The organism is Mesorhizobium sp. B2-3-12 (assembly GCF_006442205.1).
GTDB lineage: Bacteria > Pseudomonadota > Alphaproteobacteria > Rhizobiales > Rhizobiaceae > Mesorhizobium.
This window is the reverse complement of record NZ_VFVR01000008.1, coordinates 93,883-108,869: the sequence shown is the minus strand read 5'-3', so window position 1 is coordinate 108,869 and position 14,987 is coordinate 93,883. Positions and strand designations below refer to the sequence as shown.

Genomic DNA, 14,987 nt, shown 5'->3' with positions numbered 1-14,987 from the left:
CAGGAAAACCGTGAGCGGTTTTCCCGGGAAAAGCGCGCAGCGCTTTCCCTTGGGAATTGGGCGAAAGAGGGAGGACCGGGGCCAAAATGAAAGCTTGGGATGCGATCATCATCGGCGGCGGACATAACGGCCTGGTCAACGCCTGCTACCTGCAGCGCGCCGGTCTCGACGTGCTGGTGGTCGAGAAGAATGACTGGGTCGGCGGCGCGGCCACCAGCCGCGAGCTGACGCCGGGCTTCCTCTACTCCAACTGCTCCTATGTCTGCTCGCTGTTCCGCCCCGAGATCATGCGCGACCTCGAACTGCCGCGCTTCGGCCTGCAGGTCATCTCCTATGAGGGCGGCGCGGTGTTCACGCGCGACGGTGACTACCTCGCCAACTACCGCGACCACGACGCGCACCGGCGCGAATTCGCGCGCTTCTCCAAAAGGGACGCCGAGGCCTATGACCGCTACGCCCGCGACGTGACGCGGCAATGCCGCTTCATCCAGCCGCTGTTGATGCGCACCGCGCCTGACCCGACCAGCCTGCGCCCGCGCGACCTCGGCGAACTCCTCTATCTCGGCAAGAAATTCGCCGGACTGTCATCGGAGGAAATGGCGCTGACCCTGCGCTTCTGGACCATGTCGATCTCGGAATTCCTCGACGAATATTTCGAGACCGACGTCATCAAGGCGAACTTCGCCTTGTCTGGCATCATCGGCACGGCGCTCGGGCCGATGTCGCCCGGCACCGCCTATGTGCTGCTTCACCATTACATGGGCGAGGTCGATGGTTCCGTTGGTGCCTGGGGCTATGCACGCGGCGGCATGGGCGCGGTGACCAAGGCTCTGACGGCCTCCCTCAAGGCATCGGGCGGCACGATCCGCACCGGCGCCGAGGTCGACCATGTGCTGGTGAGCCGAGGCAAGGCCAGGGGCGTGGTTCTGGCCGGCGGCGAGGAAATCTACGGCAAGCTGGTCGTCTCCAATGCCGACGTGAAGCGCACCTTCCTGAAACTCGTCGAGGAGAAGGAACTTCCTGACATCTTCCTGCGGCGGGTGAAGAACTTCAAGATTCGCGGTTCCTCCGGCAAGGTCAACATCGCGCTCGATTCGCTGCCGGAATTCCCCGCTCTGCCGATGGATTCGCCCGTCTATCGCGGCGACATGCATTTCACCGATTCGATGGAGCGCATGGAGCGCGCCTATGACGACTGGAAGGCTGGCCGCTGGTCGGCCGATCCCTTCCTCGACATGGTCATTCCGACGACGCTCGATCCGACCATGGCGCCGCCGGGCAAACACTTCATGAGCTGCTTCGTGCAGTATGCCCCGCCAAAGGTGAACGGCCGCGACTGGACCGATGCCGATCGCGACGGTTTTGCCGAGAGCGTGATCGCGCAGATCGCTGAGTATTCGCCCGGTTTCCGCGACCGCATCATCCACATGGAAGTACGCACGCCGCGCGAGATCGAAGCCGAGGTCGGCCTCACCGAAGGCAATATTTTCCAGGGCGAACTGACCTTCGACCAGCTTCTGTTCAATCGCCCGGTGCCGGGCTACGCGCAGTATCGGTCGCCGGTTGGCGGGCTCTATATGTGCGGCTCCTCGACCCATCCCGGCGGCGGCGTCATGGGCGCGCCCGGCCGCAACGCCGCTGCCGAAATCCTGCGCGACCTCGCCAAATCCACCTCGCATATGAGCCTGGCCCATGACGTTATTTGATGGCATCGTTATCGGCGGCGGCCACAACGGGCTTGTCGCCGCCGCCACGCTGGCGAAGGCCGGCCGCAAGGTGCTGGTGCTGGAAGCCGCAGCTGAACTCGGCGGCGCGGCGCGCACCCAGGAATTCGCGCCCGGCTTTCGCGTTTCCTCGATCGCGCATGTGCTGAACCGGCTGCATCCCGATGTGATGAAGACGCTGGAGCTGGAAAAGCACGGGCTGCGGATCGCCCGTGCCGACTTCATCCCGTCCGTTGCGCTGTCGAAGGACGGCCCGGCGCTTGTCCTGCATGGTGCCTATGGCGAGGTGCTGACCGGTGCCAGTTCCGCCGAGCAATCGGCCTGGAAGGAATTGCGCGCACAGCTGTTGCGCTATGCCGGCATATTGAAACCGTTCCTGGCGCGGCGCCCACCCGATCTCGGCGGCATGTCGCTGCTGGAGACCGCTTCGCTCGGCCAGACCGCATTGGCGCTGAAGAAACTCGGCAAGGAAGGCATGCGCGACTTCCTGCGCGTGCTGTTGATGAACGTCGCCGACCTGCTCGACGAACAGCTCGCCGATGACAGGCTGAAGGGCCTGCTCGCCTTTGACGCCACGCTTGGCAGCCATCTCGGCCCGCGCTCGCCGACCTCGCTGCTCGGCCTCTATTATCGTCTGGCCGGCGAGACCGGAGGCGCGGCCGGAGCGCAATGGCTGCCGCAAGGCGGCATGGGCGCGGTGGTCGCCGCGATCCGCGCCGCCGCCGACAAGGCCGGCGTCACCATCCGCACGTCGGTGCCGGTCGCAAGTATCCTTGTCGAGAAAGGCCGCGCGGTCGGTGTGGCGCTCGACACTGGAGAAGAGCTGCGCGCCAGCACCATCGTCTCCGCCATCAACCCGGCAACCACCTTCCTCGACCTCGTCGGACCGCGTGAGATTGACACGGGTTTCACCCGCAAGGTCAAGAACATCCGTATGAAGGGCGATGTCGCCAAGCTTCATCTGGCGCTCGACCGGCCGCCGCGGTTCACTGGCGCCGATGCTGCCGACCACAAGGGCCGACTTGTCATTGCCCCCTCGCCCGATCATGTCGAGCGCGCCTTCAATCCGTCGAAATATGGCGAATTCTCGCCCGAGCCGGTGATGGAGGTCACGCTGCCCAGCCTTGCCGACGCCTCGCTGGCGCCCGGCGGCGCCTGCGTGTTGTCGGCCGTGGTGCAATACGCGCCCTATCAGTTGAAAGAGGGCTGGGATGCCGGCAAGCCTAAATTCCTCGCGGCGATCATGGCCCAGTTGGAAGCCTACGCGCCCGGCATCGGCAAAACCGTGCGCCATGCCGAGCTTCTGACGCCAGCCGATATCGAAAAGCGTTACCGCATGCCCGGCGGCCACTGGCATCACGGCGAATTGCAGGCCGATCAGATGCTGATCTCGCGCCCCGTCTCCGGCTGGTCGGGTTACGACACGCCGCTCGACGGGCTGTTCCTCGCCGGCGCCGGTTCGCATCCCGGCGGTGGTGTTTCGGGTGCGCCCGGTTTGAACGCGGCGCGGCGCATCATCGCGATGAAGGGGTAGACCATGGCCCAGGCAACCAAGAAAAAGCCCCTCGCGGCTGCGCCAGACCTTATCGCCGCCGCCCGCATAGCGGCGCAATCCCACTTTCGCACACTGCGCCTCGGCACGCCGTTCCAGCCGCGCCTCGACGCGTTGGCCAAGACCCAGGACTGGTACAATTGGGCCGGCTACCGCGCGCCGCATTCGCTGTGGGACGAGGAGCTCGAATATTTCGCCATTCGCAGCCAGGCGGCGCTGTTCGACATCTCGCCGATGACCAAATACCGGATCGAGGGGCCGGATGCCGAAGCCTTCCTCGACCGCGTCACTTTACGCGATGTCACCAGGCTCAGGCCCGGCCGCGTCCACTACACCGCGTGGTGCGACGACGAAGGTTTTGTCCTGGACGACGGCACGCTTTTTCGCTTGTCGCCGACACGCTTCCGGCTCTGTTCGCAGGAGCGGCATCTGCCTTGGCTGTTGGACAGCGCCCTCGGTTTCGAGGTGACCGTCGAGGAGGAAACAGAAGCCGTCGCCGGGCTCGCCTTGCAGGGCCCGACCTCGTTCGCGGTGCTGCGCGATGCCGGCTTCGCCGGTGTCGACAAGCTAAAGGTCTTTGATCTCGCCGAGTTCGAACATGATGGCGCCACCGTCACCATCTCGCGCACCGGCTTCACCGGCGATCTCGGCTACGAACTCTTCGTTGCGGCCGACAAGGCGTTGAGCCTGTGGGACCGGCTGATGACATCAGGTGAACCGCGCGGCATCCGCGCCATCGGCTACACCGCGCTCAACCGCGCACGCCTCGAAGCCGGGCTGATTGTCGCCAATGCCGATTTCACCACCGCCGAACACGCCATCCGCGCCGACCGCCTGCGCATGCCCGACGAGATCGGCCTCGGCTTCATGATCGATCTGGAAAAAGGCCATTTCAACGGCCGCCGCGCCATCCTCGAAGCGAGGACAAAACGCAGGCTGCTCCATGTCCTGGTCGGGCTGGAGATCGAGGGCAACATTCCGGCCGAACACGCCATCGTCTACTACAGGAAGAGCCAGGAGGTCGGGCTGGTCAGCGCCGCAATGTGGTCGCCGATGGCCAAGCGCAACATCGCCATCGCCTCGCTGGCGCGGCCTTATGGTGATACCCTCGTGGAAGACCTCTGGGTCGAGATCTACGCCATGCGTGAATTGCAGTATCAGAAGCTGATGAAACGGGCCAAGGTGGTGGCGCGGCCCTTCATCAAGCTCGACCGCCGCACATCAAATCCACCGGCGGATTTCTGAGCATGGCCGAGGATGTGGAAGGCGAAGCCGCCGAACAGTGGGAACTGGTCAACACGCCGCTCGGCGAAAAATGGTCGGGCCGCACCCGTTATGCCGCCGCCATGTTCTTCTACAAGCGCGAAGAGATGAGCGCCGAGACGCTCGAAGTCTACCGCATCTGCGCCCGGCTCGATTCGGAAAACCCGCTGCCGATCATCCGCGACCGTGGCGTTGGCAAGGACTGGCTGGCGCGCATGGGGTTCGACACCTAGCTGGCTCAGCCGATCGTGCGCTCCAGCATGTTCAGCCAGTTGCGGTAGGCGATCTTCTCGATCAGCGCACGGCCGAAGCCACGCGCCGCCAGCGCATCGACGAGTTTCGGCAGGCCGGCGACGTCGCCGATGACGGCCGGGATCATCGCGCCGTCGAAATCCGAGCCGAGACCGACCCCATCCTCGCCCAGCGCCTGCAGCAGGGAATCGATATGGCGCACCATGATGTCGAGGCTGGTGTCGGCATTCATGCGGCCATCCTCGCGCAGGAAGCCCGTGGCGAAGTTCAGCCCGACCATGCCGCCGGACTCGCGGATCGCGCCGAGCTGCCAATCGGTGAGATTGCGCGAATGGCCGCAAATCGCATGCACGTTGGAATGGGTGGCGACCAGCGGCGCATCGCTGATTTCAGCAACATCGCGAAAGCCCTTCTCGTTGAGATGCGAGAGGTCGATCATGATCTTCAGTTCATTGCACGCCCTGACCAGCGCCTTGCCGGCATCGGTCAGGCCAGGCCCGGTGTCTGGCGAGGACGGAAAACGGAACGGCACGCCGTGGCCGAATGCATTCGGCCGGCTCCAGACGATGCCGAGCGAACGCAGGCCCGCGGCATGCAGTACGTCGAGCAGGGTGAGCTCGGGGTCGATCGCCTCGACGCCCTCGATGTGGAACACCGCGGCGATCGTGCCTCGCGCCATGGCGGCGCGGACATCGCCGGCACTGCGGCAAACGGCCAGCGCCCCGGCCCGCTCCAGCCGAAACAGGATGGAGGCCATCGCGATCGTCGAGTTGAGCGCATCGGCGCGCGGAACCTCGGGCGGCAGCGGCTCGCTGTCGCTCGGCGCCAAAGGCACGGCGCTGCGCCGCGCTTTCTCCACCGGCGGCGGGAAAATGGCGAACATGCCGCCGGCAAATCCGCCGGCCTTGGCGCGCGGCAGGTCAATATGGCCGCCCGATTTCCCTTCGATGAACAGCTTTTCGACGTCGGTGTTCTTGGACTGATAGAGCCTCAGCAGCGTGTCGTTATGGCCGTCGAAGACGGGGACGAGATCGGATTCGGTCATGGGGGGTCATTCGGTTGGTTCATCGGCGCGGGAGCGATATATCATACCCACTTAGGCAAGATGTGCCACCCGCGCAAATGACAAAGCCTGCCCGACCCTATTGCTTCAACACGTCGGCCCATTCCGGATGGCGACGGAATTGCGCGTTGGCGAACGGGCAGAGCGGGATGATCTTCTTGCCCGCCGCCCGCGCATCCTCGACGGCGCGGGTGACGAGCCGAAGCCCGGCACCCTGACCGCGAAAGGCGTCCGGCACTTCCGTGTGGTCGATGATGAGCTGATGCTCGCCGATCTTGGTGAAGGTCATTTCGGCCTCGGCGCCGCCGGGGCCGCGCAGCACGTAGCGACCCTTGGAGCCGCGATCTTCCAGTTCGATCTCAGGCAGTTGATCGGGCATCTCTAAGCTCCTTGCGCGGCACCGGCAAAGAGCCGCCGCGCCGCCTCGATTTCGTTTGGCCGCACCTCGTGCCCGCCTTCGTGCCACTCCACTGTGACATCGGCGCCGTCGGCGCGCAAATAGGCTTCGAGCCGCGTCGTCAGGTTAGGCGGGCAGATCGGATCGCGCCTGCCCGCCGTCACTAGGATGGGGCGGCCAGCGAGGCTTCCCTTCACCTGCGGTTCGAACGGAATGAGCGGATGCATCAGCACCGTGGCGTCGAACAGGTCGGGCGCTTCGAACACCAGCGAAGCCAGGATGTTGGCGCCGTTGGAATAGCCGAGACCGAGCACAGCCGATGGCTTTGCCACCCCGACATGGGCCACCCCGACATGGGCCGCTTCGACATGCGCCTTGACGAATTCAGCCATCTTACCCGTCGCCCGCGCCAGATCGTCCATGTCGTAGACGCCTTCACCGGTGCGGCGGAAGAAACGCGCCGCCCTATGTTCGGAAACATCGCCGCGCGGCGAGACAATGGTGGCCTGGGGCGCGAGATCGCTCCCCAGCGAAACAAGCTGGCTCTCGTCGCCGCCCGTGCCATGGAAGACAAACAGCAGCGGACCGCCCGGCGAACCGGGCAGTACCTTGTGAATGTAAGCGTCCTTGCTCATCGCCTCAGCCCTCCAGCTTCTGCAGATGCTGTTCAAGATAGGGCCGCAGGTGCTGGTGCTGCGTGGGCAGCTTCAGCGCCTCGCCCAGATGCGCGGTATCCTCGTCCTTGTCGAAACCCGGCTCATTGGTTGCGACTTCGAACAGCACGCCGCCCGGCGTGCGGAAATAGATCGCCCAGAAATAGTCCCGGTCGATCACCGGCGTCACGCCATAGCGTGTGTCGATCAGTGCCTTGCGCACTTCGAGCTGCTTGGCGCGGTTCTCGACGGCGAAGGCGACATGGTGAACCGAGCCGGCGCCGAGATCCGCAAACGGGGCAGTCGGCAGCGATTCAATGTCGACGACATCGGCGCCGTTACCATTCTTCACCGCGAGCCGTTTGACATTGCCGGACGTGGCGACCTCCTCGTAGCCCATGAATTTCAACAGCTCCTCGGTGGCGCCGCCGTCCTTCAGCCTCAGTGAAACCGAGTGAAAGCCACGGATCGCCTCGTCGGCGGGAACGGCGCCCTTCATCCATGGGGCACGGCTGTCCGCCTTGTCCTCGACGAGGGCGAAACCGTCGCCGTCCGGGCCGGCGAATCCGAGCCGCTTCTCGCCGAAGCTTTCCTCACGCGAGACACCGGTTATGTTTTCGTCAGCGAAGCGCTTTTCCCAATAGCCGAGCGTGCCTTCGGGCACGGAGTAGACCGTGGTGCCGACCTCGCCGACACCATGGCGGCCCTTGCCGATATTGGGAAATGGAAAGTAGGTCATAACCGAACCCGGCGTGCCGAGCTCGTCGGCATAATAGAGGTGATAGACGTCGGGCGCGTCGAAATTGACTGTTTTCTTGATCCGGCGCAAACCGAGCTTGTGCGTGAAGAAATCATTGTTCTGGCGCGCATCCCTGGCCATCGACGTGACGTGATGCAGCCCTTTGATCTGGTCGAGCATGATCCTGCTCCTTCCCTTAGTGCTTTGTGCGGCCCTTGCCGCTGTCCAGGCCAATATGAGGACACGATCGGCGGCGGCAAAGGCGGCAAACGCAGAATGGACTGTGCTTTAAAAGTGAACAATAAAAAGCGCCTTGTTCACCAATCAGATAACGGGGCGTGGCCTTGCGCGGTTGATGGAATCGGGTTCCATGTGCACATTCGAATGGACCGGGAGGGTAAAGCAAGTGACTGGAAAAGGCAGGCGGCCCAATGTCCTCCTCATCACCTGCGACCAGTGGCGTGGCGACTGCCTGTCGGCTGCCGGCCATCCCCAGGTGAAGACGCCCAACGCCGATGCGCTGGCCGCCGAAGGCGTGCTGTTCAAGCGCCATTACGGCGGCGCGGCGCCGTGCTCGCCGGCGCGTGCCTGCCTCTACACCGGCCTCTACCAGATGAACAACCGTGTCTGCCGCAACGGCACGCCGCTCGATGCCCGCCACGGCAATATCGCGCTGGCCGCGCGCAGCGTCGGTTACGATCCGACCTTGTTCGGCTATACCGACGTGTCGCTCGACCCGCGCCAGCTGGCGCCAGCCGATCCACGGTTGCGCAGCTACGAAGGCGTCCTGCCCGGCTTCACGGCGCGCCAATTGCTGCCCGAACATCAGAAGCAGTGGCTGTCCTGGCTGAAGCAGCAGGGCATCGATGACAGCGCCGGATATCCCGACATACATCGTTCCGTGGGCGAGGCGGATGGCGCGGTGACGGAAGCGCCTCCCGTCTACTCGAAGGACCAGACGCCAACGGCCTTCTTGGCCGGCGAATTCATTCGCTGGCTGAGCGAGCAGGAGGAGGCGACGCCATGGTTTGCCCATCTTTCCTTCATCAGCCCGCATCCGCCCTTCATCGTACCCGAACCGTTCAACACCCAATACGATCCGGCCGATGGCCCCGCATTTTTCCGCGCGGAAAGCTGGCGTGCCGAGTCTCAGAGCCACCCCTACATCGCCTATGATCTTGGCCGGCAAAAACGCGCGAAGTTCCGCCCTGGCGCCACGGGCAAGGTACACGACTGGAGCGAGGATGATTTCCGCCGCATCCGGGCAATCTATTACGGCATGATCTCAGAGGTCGACGCGCAGCTCGGCCGCCTTTGGCAAGCGCTGAAAACCCAAGGCGCCTGGAACGACACCATCATCGTGCTGACCTCCGACCACGCCGAAATGATGGGCGACCACTTCATGCTGGGCAAGGGCGGTTATTTCGACGGCAGCTACCACATCCCGCTGATCATCCGCGATCCACGCCATCGCAAGGCTGCCGGCAGCACCGTCGATCGCTTCACCGAGGCCGTGGACATTTTGCCGACGCTCATCGATCTCCTCGGCGTGGCTCCCGAACCGCATCTTGACGGGTGCTCGCTGAAACCCTTCCTGAGCGGCGGAACGCCCACCGTCTGGCGCGACGCCGCGCATTGGGAGTTCGACTTCCGCTCGATCGCGGACGGTGAGGCCGAACAGCACTTCGGCATCGCCTCGCGCCAGTGCAACCTCGCTGTCGTCCGTACAAAGAAATTCAAATACGTGCATTTCGGCGGCGGCCTGCCGCCCCTGCTTTTCGACATGGAGGCCGACCCCGGCGAGTTGAAGAACCTCGCGCGCAGTCCGGCACATCTGTCCACCCGGCTGGAATTCGCCGAAAGGCTGCTCGCATGGCGGGCCGAGCATCTCGACCAGTCGCTGGCGCTGGCGGAACTGACGGGAAATGGCGTGGTTGGCCACGTTGGCACGGCAAATAGGCAGTAGGGATTGTGCCTACTGCCTATGCTGCCTACTGCCTAACTCTCACTTCACGATCAGACGCTGCTCGTCGCGCTTCTGCGCGTAGGAGTTCTTGTCGTAAGCCGCTTGCTTCTCGAGCTCTTCCTTGGTGAAGCTTGTATAGAGGTATTTTTTGCCGTTCTTGTCGGTCATGAACTTCAGATTGTCCATGCCGACCGCGACCTCTTTCTCCCCGATACCAAGGAAGCCGCCGACATCGATGATAACCGCGTCCGCCTTTTTATCCGGCGCCAGCACCACATCCCCGATCTCACCAACCTTGGCATCGTTGGCGCCGTAAACGGTGGTGCCCTTCAGGTCGTCGGCCCTGATCTCTCCGACCGGCATGGCGGTCAGCGTTGACTTGTCGATAGCGGCGGTCTGCGTCTGGTCGGGAGCCGTGGCGTCAGCCGGCGCAGCTGCCGTCTTGTCCGCCGGAGCCACGGCTGGAGCGGTCGTGGTGGCCGATGGCGCGGTGGCGGCCGGCTCGTTGGATGCCGTCGTGGCCGGCGCCGGATCATAGGCCTTGCGGTTGAAGTCCGGCTGCGCCTGCAGCTCTTCCTTGGTGGTCTGCGCCACCAGCCAGCGGTCGCCGTTCTTTTGCGCCCACTTCGCCTTGGCGAAATCATAGGCGACGTTCTTCTCTCCGATGCCGAGGAAGCCGCCCACGCCGATAATCAGCGACTGCGCCTTGCCTTCCTTGGTCAGCACGATGTCATTCACGTCGCCGATCTTCTGGGCGTCATCGCCGGTGCCGTTGTAGACATTTTCACCGATGATGTTTGTGGCCAGATTGCCATCAGCCTGTTTGACCGGCTCAGCGTTCGCCTCGGCAGGCTGCTGTGCGGTGTCGGTCGATGTGGCCGGCGCCTGTGCGGTGGTCGACGTGGCCGGCGCCTGGGTGTTCGTTGCTGCGGCCGGGGCCGGCGCGTAAGCCTTGCTGTCGAACTCCGGATGGGCCGTCAGTTCGTCCTTGGTGGTCTGCGCCACCAGCCAACGGTCGCCGTTCTTCTCGGCCCATTGCAGCTTGTCGTAGTCAAAGGCGACATTCTTGGTTCCAACGCCAAGGAAGCCGCCGACGCCGATGACGACGGATTTCGCCATGCCGTCCTTGTCGAAGACGACGTCGGTGACCTTGCCGATATTCTCGGCATTGTCGCCAGTGCCATTGTAGACGGTTTCGCCGATGATGTTGGTGACGATGCTGCCTTCGGCGCGCGGCACCGGCGCGGTCGCGGCGGGCTCCTGGGCGGCAGGCTGGTTCGCGGGGGCCGTCGTTGTAGCGCTCTGCGCGAAGGCGCCGGTTGCAACCATCGTCGCAAGGGCGGTCGTGGCTAAAAGGGTGCGGATCATGATAATCTCTCCTCGTGATTTCTTCGCACGCCGCAGCCGGATCGGAACCCCGGGGACGCGGCATCTCTACAGGTTCACAACGTCGTGACCATGTCGTTGTTCCGACAAAACCGCGATGTCTGAAGGCAAAACCCACGATGCGGATTTGATCGCCTGTCGCCGCAACCTGGAGTCCGGCCCCGGCGCCGACGGAACCTTTTCCTGGTTCGCCACGTTTCAGCCTCCGGCTGGAGGTAGCCCGGCCGGTTTTAATTGAGCAGCGGAGAGGGGCATGAAATTCGCAGCGGTGCTGAACCGGGACGGCGGCACCTTGCGCACCACCGATCTCGCCGCCTTTTCGGACCGGATGCGTGAGACGCTGGAATCGGCGGGCCACTCTCTCACTATCGACATCGTTGCCGGCAAGGACGTCGTGGAAACCCTCGACAGCGCCGCGTCGCGCCACACCGTCGACGTCGTGCTCGCCGGAGGCGGTGACGGCACCATCTCGGCAGCGGCCGCCAGGCTGATGGGGAAGAAAAAGGCGCTCGCAATATTGCCGGCCGGCACGATGAACCTGTTTGCGCGCGGCCTCGGCATTCCACAGTCGCTCGATGCAGCGCTGAAATCCTTCGCCGACGGCGAAATCGTCGCCGTCGATATGGCAACGGCCAATGGCCAGCCTTTCGTCCATCAGTTCTCGATCGGCATGCATGCCAAGATGGTGCAACTGCGCCAGGGCATGGAATTCGGCTCACGCCTGGGCAAGATCAGCGCTTCCGCCAAGGCAGCCTGGGCAACGATCAAGAATCCGCCGGCAATGAACGTCACGCTCGGCATCGGTGAAGCGGAGATGAGTGCCCGGATATCCGGCCTCGGCGTGACCAACAATCTCTTCGGCGAAGGCCACTTGCCCTATGCCGACAATCCGGCCGGTGGCGTGCTCGGCATTTACGTCACGGTGGCGCAGCAGCGCGCCGAGCTGGTCAAGTTCCTGTTCAACGTGGCGCGCGGCAAGTGGCGTGACAACGAACATGTCGAAATCCACCAAGCCGACAGGGCGACCCTCAAAATCCATTCCGGCGGCAGGAAGTTCCGCGCCGTCCTGGATGGCGAACTGGTCAAGCTCGATCGGGAAACGACGATCGACATCAAACCTGGAGCGCTCAATGTGCTGGTACCGGCCAGCGTCGCCCAGGTGAAGGCTGCCTGATGCGGTGTGAAGCCACCAAGGTGCTGTCCTCAGCCGGAGGGCGCCGGACCGGTGCTCGGCGGCGTGGGCAAATGTTGCTCATCGCTGTTCGGCGCCTTGATCAACACGCCGTAGATTTCGGCGACGCCCCAGGCGACGAGCACCAAGAGCAGTCCGGCGATCAGGATTCGGAACCCATGCCAGCCCCACCGCCCCTGACGCGCTTTATTTTCGGGAATGTTCCTGGCCATGGCGGGTCCTCGTCTGGTGTCGCGTCGGCTGACGCGATCGGCAAATCACGCTCGGGTAACGGTCCCTCGCAGAGATGGTTCCGGCTGCAGGGCCGGCGACGACAAGGACATCAAGGCTAAGTCATGGGAACCTGGTTTGAATAGCAGGGTGGAAACAGCAGCCGGTCTGCCGGCCGAGGTTGCGCGCGCCGTGCAGGACGTGCACCGGCTGGCCGTGCTGCACTGGCTTGAGATGCTGGATACGGCGCCCGACCCGGATTTCGACCGCATCGGCGGGTTTGCCGCCGCTGTGACGCGCACGCCGATCGCCCTGGTCACACTCGTCGACCTCGGTCGGCAATGGTTCAAATCCTGTCGTGGCATGCAAGAAGCGCAGACCCCGACGGCCACCTCCTTCTGTGCACACGCCATCGCCGCTGGCGATGAGCCGATGGTGGTGACTGACGCAGCGGCCGACCAGCGTTTCCAAGCCAACCCGCTGGTGACCGGCAAGCATCATGTGCGCTTCTATGCCGGCGTCCCGATCATTGTCGCGGGAGCGCGGATCGGAACCCTGTGCGTCATGCACCGCAAGCCGTGTGCTCACCCGTCCCGGTCCAAGCTCGACCAGTTGAAAACGCTCGCCGGCCTCGCCGGCAGCATGTTCACCCTGAAGCACGCGACCCGCACCGGCGCTGTCGCCGAAGCCGCCCTCGCGCGCGAGGAAAAGCGGCGCGCCATCGCGCTCGATGCTGCTTCGCTGGCAAGTTGGGCTTGGGACATCCGCACCGACGTCATCGACTGCGACGTCCGGTTGCCGGAATTGTTCAACCTGCCGCGCTCGACCCGGCTGCGGGCGCGCGACATTCTGACAGCCATAGATCCCCGCGACGTCTACCAGACCCAAACCAGCTTTCGTGACGCGTTGACCGGCAGTGACGACTATTTTGGCGAATACCGCGTGAAAGGCTTCCATCCGCCACGCTGGGTGGCCACACGCGGACGTGTCATCGAGCGCGATGACGACGGCAAGCCGACGCTGATCTTTGGCGTCAACTACGACATCTCGGAACGCAGGCTCGGCGACGAACGGCAACGGCTCCTGCTCAGGGAACTCAACCACCGCGTCAAGAACACGCTGGCGACTGTCCAGGCGCTGGCGACGCAGACCGTGCGCCATGCCCGCCAGCCGAGCGAATTCCTCGAGGCGTTCAGCGCGCGGCTTCAGGCCCTGGGCATCGCCCATGGTCTGTTGTCCGATCGTGAATGGCGCGGCATCGGCATCCGCGAACTCGTCCAGATCGAAACCAGGCCTTTTGATCCCGCCGACCAGCCGCGCTTGACGATCTCCGGCGCCGACGTGTTGCTCTCGCCCGATCAGGCCGTCGGTCTTGGGCTGATCCTGCACGAACTGGCCAGCAACGCGCTGCAATATGGATCGCTGTCGGTTGCATCAGGCAAGGTTGATCTCGGCTGGAAGGCGCAAGGCAGGAAAGGCGAGCGGCGCCTGGTGCTGACCTGGCGTGAAAGCGGCGGTCCCGAAGTTGCCCCGCCCGAGCGGCAAGGGTTTGGCTCGATCCTCATCCGGCGCAGTCTGGCCAAGGTCATTTCGAGCGAAGTGACCCATGAATTCCGGCCCGACGGGGTCTTCGCCGAAATATCGATGCCGCTGGAAGATCTGTCGAAGTGAGGAGGGGTAGGCCTGTCGCTACCCTTCCCCGGCATCCGGATGGTCGGTATCGGACTTCACGTTCTCGCGATAGATGGCGTAGGCGGCAAGCGCAACGGCCGGACCCAAAATGATCCCCAGCCCGCCTTTTCCCTTGAGCCCGCCCTTGAGCAATGTCGGCAGCACGGCGAGCGCGGCTGTAATGCCCATCGCTTTCATGTCGGCCTTGCGCCGCCTTGCCTCGCGGCGGACCTGCGCGCCCGACATCACGCTGTGGACCAGAACAACGAGACCCGCGATCACCAGAAAGCCTACACCGAAACCAATAGCGGCGGCCAGCGATCCATAGCGGGCCGCTGTCCAGATATAGGCGGCACCGACCAGGAAGCCGAGGCCGCAGAATGCCGCCAGCAGGGCGATCGCATAGACGATGGCTGCCGAGCGCGCGCGCCGCACGGCAGCCATTGTTTCACCCGAGGCGAAACCCGAGAGCAGGGTAGCCAGCAATCCCATCCGCGCGGAACTAGCGACGCGCGAGCAGCGCGAACAGGAAGCCGACGCCGGCGGCTATTGCCAGCGACGTCACCGGCTTCTCGCGCACGCTTGCCAACATCTGCGCCTCGATGTCCCTGGCATTGCCGCGCAGGCTGTCGAAGGCGGCTTCACCTTGGGCGCGCAACTGCTCCACGCCTTCGGCCGCCGCGCGGCGCGCCGTGCCGTAGCCATGTTCACCGGTCTTGGCCAGCTGTTTGGTGAGCTTGTCGATGTCGGCTTTCAACTGCCTGATGTCAGCTTCGAGATCCGGATTCGTCCGGGCTTCGTTGACGGTCTTCCCTGCAGCGGTTGCCATTGCTTAACTCCTTGTGATTGCTCGGTTTCAAACGCGCCTTACGTCTCAAGGTTCCGATACCGGGACAAACTACCCGAAAACCGGCCGTGA

Annotated in this window: 15 protein-coding genes; 7 read left to right on the top strand and 8 right to left on the bottom strand. The window is 64.0% G+C overall.

From position 1 onward, the window contains the following. Positions 1 to 86: 86 nt before the first annotated feature. From FJ948_RS22045 to FJ948_RS22030, 4 genes are read left to right on the top strand one after another with little or no spacing between them, the layout of a single operon-like run. A complete protein-coding gene (locus FJ948_RS22045) occupies positions 87 to 1,706 on the top strand; it encodes an NAD(P)/FAD-dependent oxidoreductase (protein ID WP_140708105.1) in 1,620 nt (539 codons plus the stop codon). After that, complete coding sequence (locus FJ948_RS22040) at positions 1,693 to 3,258, top strand: NAD(P)/FAD-dependent oxidoreductase (RefSeq protein WP_140708103.1); 1,566 nt, start codon at positions 1,693 to 1,695, stop codon at positions 3,256 to 3,258. Before FJ948_RS22045 ends, FJ948_RS22040 begins: the two co-directional genes overlap by 14 nt. 3 nt (positions 3,259 to 3,261) lie before the next feature. Further along, entirely contained in the window at positions 3,262 to 4,521 is a 1,260-nt protein-coding gene (locus FJ948_RS22035; RefSeq protein ID WP_140708101.1) for an aminomethyltransferase family protein, read from the top strand. Positions 4,522 to 4,523: 2 nt separating this feature from the next. Next, a complete protein-coding gene (locus FJ948_RS22030) occupies positions 4,524 to 4,772 on the top strand; it encodes a hypothetical protein (protein ID WP_140708099.1) in 249 nt (82 codons plus the stop codon). A 5-nt stretch (positions 4,773 to 4,777) separates the two neighbouring features. On the opposite strand, the gene FJ948_RS22025 is transcribed toward FJ948_RS22030, so the two are convergent. From FJ948_RS22025 to FJ948_RS22010, 4 genes are all read right to left on the bottom strand, one after another. Next, a complete protein-coding gene (locus FJ948_RS22025; RefSeq protein ID WP_140708097.1) occupies positions 4,778 to 5,836 on the bottom strand; it encodes a dipeptidase in 1,059 nt (352 codons plus the stop codon). A 97-nt stretch (positions 5,837 to 5,933) separates the two neighbouring features. Continuing rightward, positions 5,934 to 6,233 (bottom strand): GNAT family N-acetyltransferase, encoded by a 300-nt coding sequence (locus FJ948_RS22020; RefSeq protein WP_140708095.1) that lies wholly within the window; start codon positions 6,231 to 6,233, stop codon positions 5,934 to 5,936. A 2-nt stretch (positions 6,234 to 6,235) separates the two neighbouring features. Continuing rightward, positions 6,236 to 6,886 carry an alpha/beta hydrolase gene (locus FJ948_RS22015; protein WP_140708093.1) on the bottom strand — a complete coding sequence of 217 codons (651 nt, stop codon included), beginning with the start codon at positions 6,884 to 6,886 and terminating at the stop codon, positions 6,236 to 6,238. Between the two features lie 4 nt (positions 6,887 to 6,890). After that, positions 6,891 to 7,823, bottom strand: coding sequence for a VOC family protein (locus FJ948_RS22010; RefSeq protein ID WP_140708091.1), 933 nt, complete (start codon positions 7,821 to 7,823; stop codon positions 6,891 to 6,893). 226 nt (positions 7,824 to 8,049) lie between these two features. Between FJ948_RS22010 and FJ948_RS22005 the strand changes: the two genes are divergently transcribed. Further along, positions 8,050 to 9,609 carry an alkaline phosphatase family protein gene (locus tag FJ948_RS22005; RefSeq protein ID WP_140708089.1) on the top strand — a complete coding sequence of 520 codons (1,560 nt, stop codon included), beginning with the start codon at positions 8,050 to 8,052 and terminating at the stop codon, positions 9,607 to 9,609. A gap of 39 nt (positions 9,610 to 9,648) precedes the next feature. Here the strand turns inward: FJ948_RS22005 and FJ948_RS22000 are convergent, their stop codons facing one another. Further along, entirely contained in the window at positions 9,649 to 10,977 is a 1,329-nt protein-coding gene (locus FJ948_RS22000; RefSeq protein WP_140708087.1) for a PRC-barrel domain-containing protein, read from the bottom strand. Positions 10,978 to 11,248: 271 nt separating this feature from the next. Here FJ948_RS22000 and FJ948_RS21995 point away from each other — a divergent pair, with 271 nt between their 5' ends. Then, positions 11,249 to 12,169, top strand: a complete 921-nt coding sequence (locus FJ948_RS21995; protein WP_140708085.1) for a diacylglycerol kinase family protein — start codon at positions 11,249 to 11,251, stop codon at positions 12,167 to 12,169. A 29-nt stretch (positions 12,170 to 12,198) separates the two neighbouring features. Here the strand turns inward: FJ948_RS21995 and FJ948_RS21990 are convergent, their stop codons facing one another. After that, the gene (locus FJ948_RS21990) at positions 12,199 to 12,399 is read right to left on the bottom strand and encodes a hypothetical protein (RefSeq protein ID WP_140708083.1); all 201 of its coding nucleotides are present in this window, start codon (positions 12,397 to 12,399) and stop codon (positions 12,199 to 12,201) included. Between the two features lie 136 nt (positions 12,400 to 12,535). Between FJ948_RS21990 and FJ948_RS21985 the strand changes: the two genes are divergently transcribed. Beyond that, a complete protein-coding gene (locus tag FJ948_RS21985) occupies positions 12,536 to 14,068 on the top strand; it encodes an HWE histidine kinase domain-containing protein (protein WP_140708081.1) in 1,533 nt (510 codons plus the stop codon). Between the two features lie 18 nt (positions 14,069 to 14,086). On the opposite strand, the gene FJ948_RS21980 is transcribed toward FJ948_RS21985, so the two are convergent. Together FJ948_RS21980 and FJ948_RS21975 are read right to left on the bottom strand one after the other, a co-directional pair. Further along, on the bottom strand, positions 14,087 to 14,560 hold the full coding sequence (locus FJ948_RS21980) for a hypothetical protein (protein ID WP_140708079.1): 474 nt from the start codon (positions 14,558 to 14,560) through the stop codon (positions 14,087 to 14,089). A gap of 10 nt (positions 14,561 to 14,570) precedes the next feature. Beyond that, a complete protein-coding gene (locus FJ948_RS21975; protein WP_140708077.1) occupies positions 14,571 to 14,897 on the bottom strand; it encodes a DUF883 family protein in 327 nt (108 codons plus the stop codon). Positions 14,898 to 14,987: the final 90 nt, after the last annotated feature.

Excerpts from the sequence above, each read along its gene's own strand:
- FJ948_RS22045 (WP_140708105.1), top strand. The coding sequence starts at position 87 with ATGAAAGCTTGGGATGCGATCATCATCGGCGGCGGACATAACGGCCTG.
- FJ948_RS22040 (WP_140708103.1), top strand. The coding sequence starts at position 1,693 with ATGACGTTATTTGATGGCATCGTTATCGGCGGCGGCCACAACGGGCTT.
- FJ948_RS22035 (WP_140708101.1), top strand. The coding sequence starts at position 3,262 with ATGGCCCAGGCAACCAAGAAAAAGCCCCTCGCGGCTGCGCCAGACCTT.
- FJ948_RS22030 (WP_140708099.1), top strand. The coding sequence starts at position 4,524 with ATGGCCGAGGATGTGGAAGGCGAAGCCGCCGAACAGTGGGAACTGGTC.
- FJ948_RS22025 (WP_140708097.1), bottom strand. The coding sequence starts at position 5,836 with ATGACCGAATCCGATCTCGTCCCCGTCTTCGACGGCCATAACGACACG.
- FJ948_RS22020 (WP_140708095.1), bottom strand. The coding sequence starts at position 6,233 with ATGCCCGATCAACTGCCTGAGATCGAACTGGAAGATCGCGGCTCCAAG.
- FJ948_RS22015 (WP_140708093.1), bottom strand. The coding sequence starts at position 6,886 with ATGAGCAAGGACGCTTACATTCACAAGGTACTGCCCGGTTCGCCGGGC.
- FJ948_RS22010 (WP_140708091.1), bottom strand. The coding sequence starts at position 7,823 with ATGCTCGACCAGATCAAAGGGCTGCATCACGTCACGTCGATGGCCAGG.
- FJ948_RS22000 (WP_140708087.1), bottom strand. The coding sequence starts at position 10,977 with ATGATCCGCACCCTTTTAGCCACGACCGCCCTTGCGACGATGGTTGCA.
- FJ948_RS21995 (WP_140708085.1), top strand. The coding sequence starts at position 11,249 with ATGAAATTCGCAGCGGTGCTGAACCGGGACGGCGGCACCTTGCGCACC.
- FJ948_RS21990 (WP_140708083.1), bottom strand. The coding sequence starts at position 12,399 with ATGGCCAGGAACATTCCCGAAAATAAAGCGCGTCAGGGGCGGTGGGGC.
- FJ948_RS21980 (WP_140708079.1), bottom strand. The coding sequence starts at position 14,560 with ATGGGATTGCTGGCTACCCTGCTCTCGGGTTTCGCCTCGGGTGAAACA.
- FJ948_RS21975 (WP_140708077.1), bottom strand. The coding sequence starts at position 14,897 with ATGGCAACCGCTGCAGGGAAGACCGTCAACGAAGCCCGGACGAATCCG.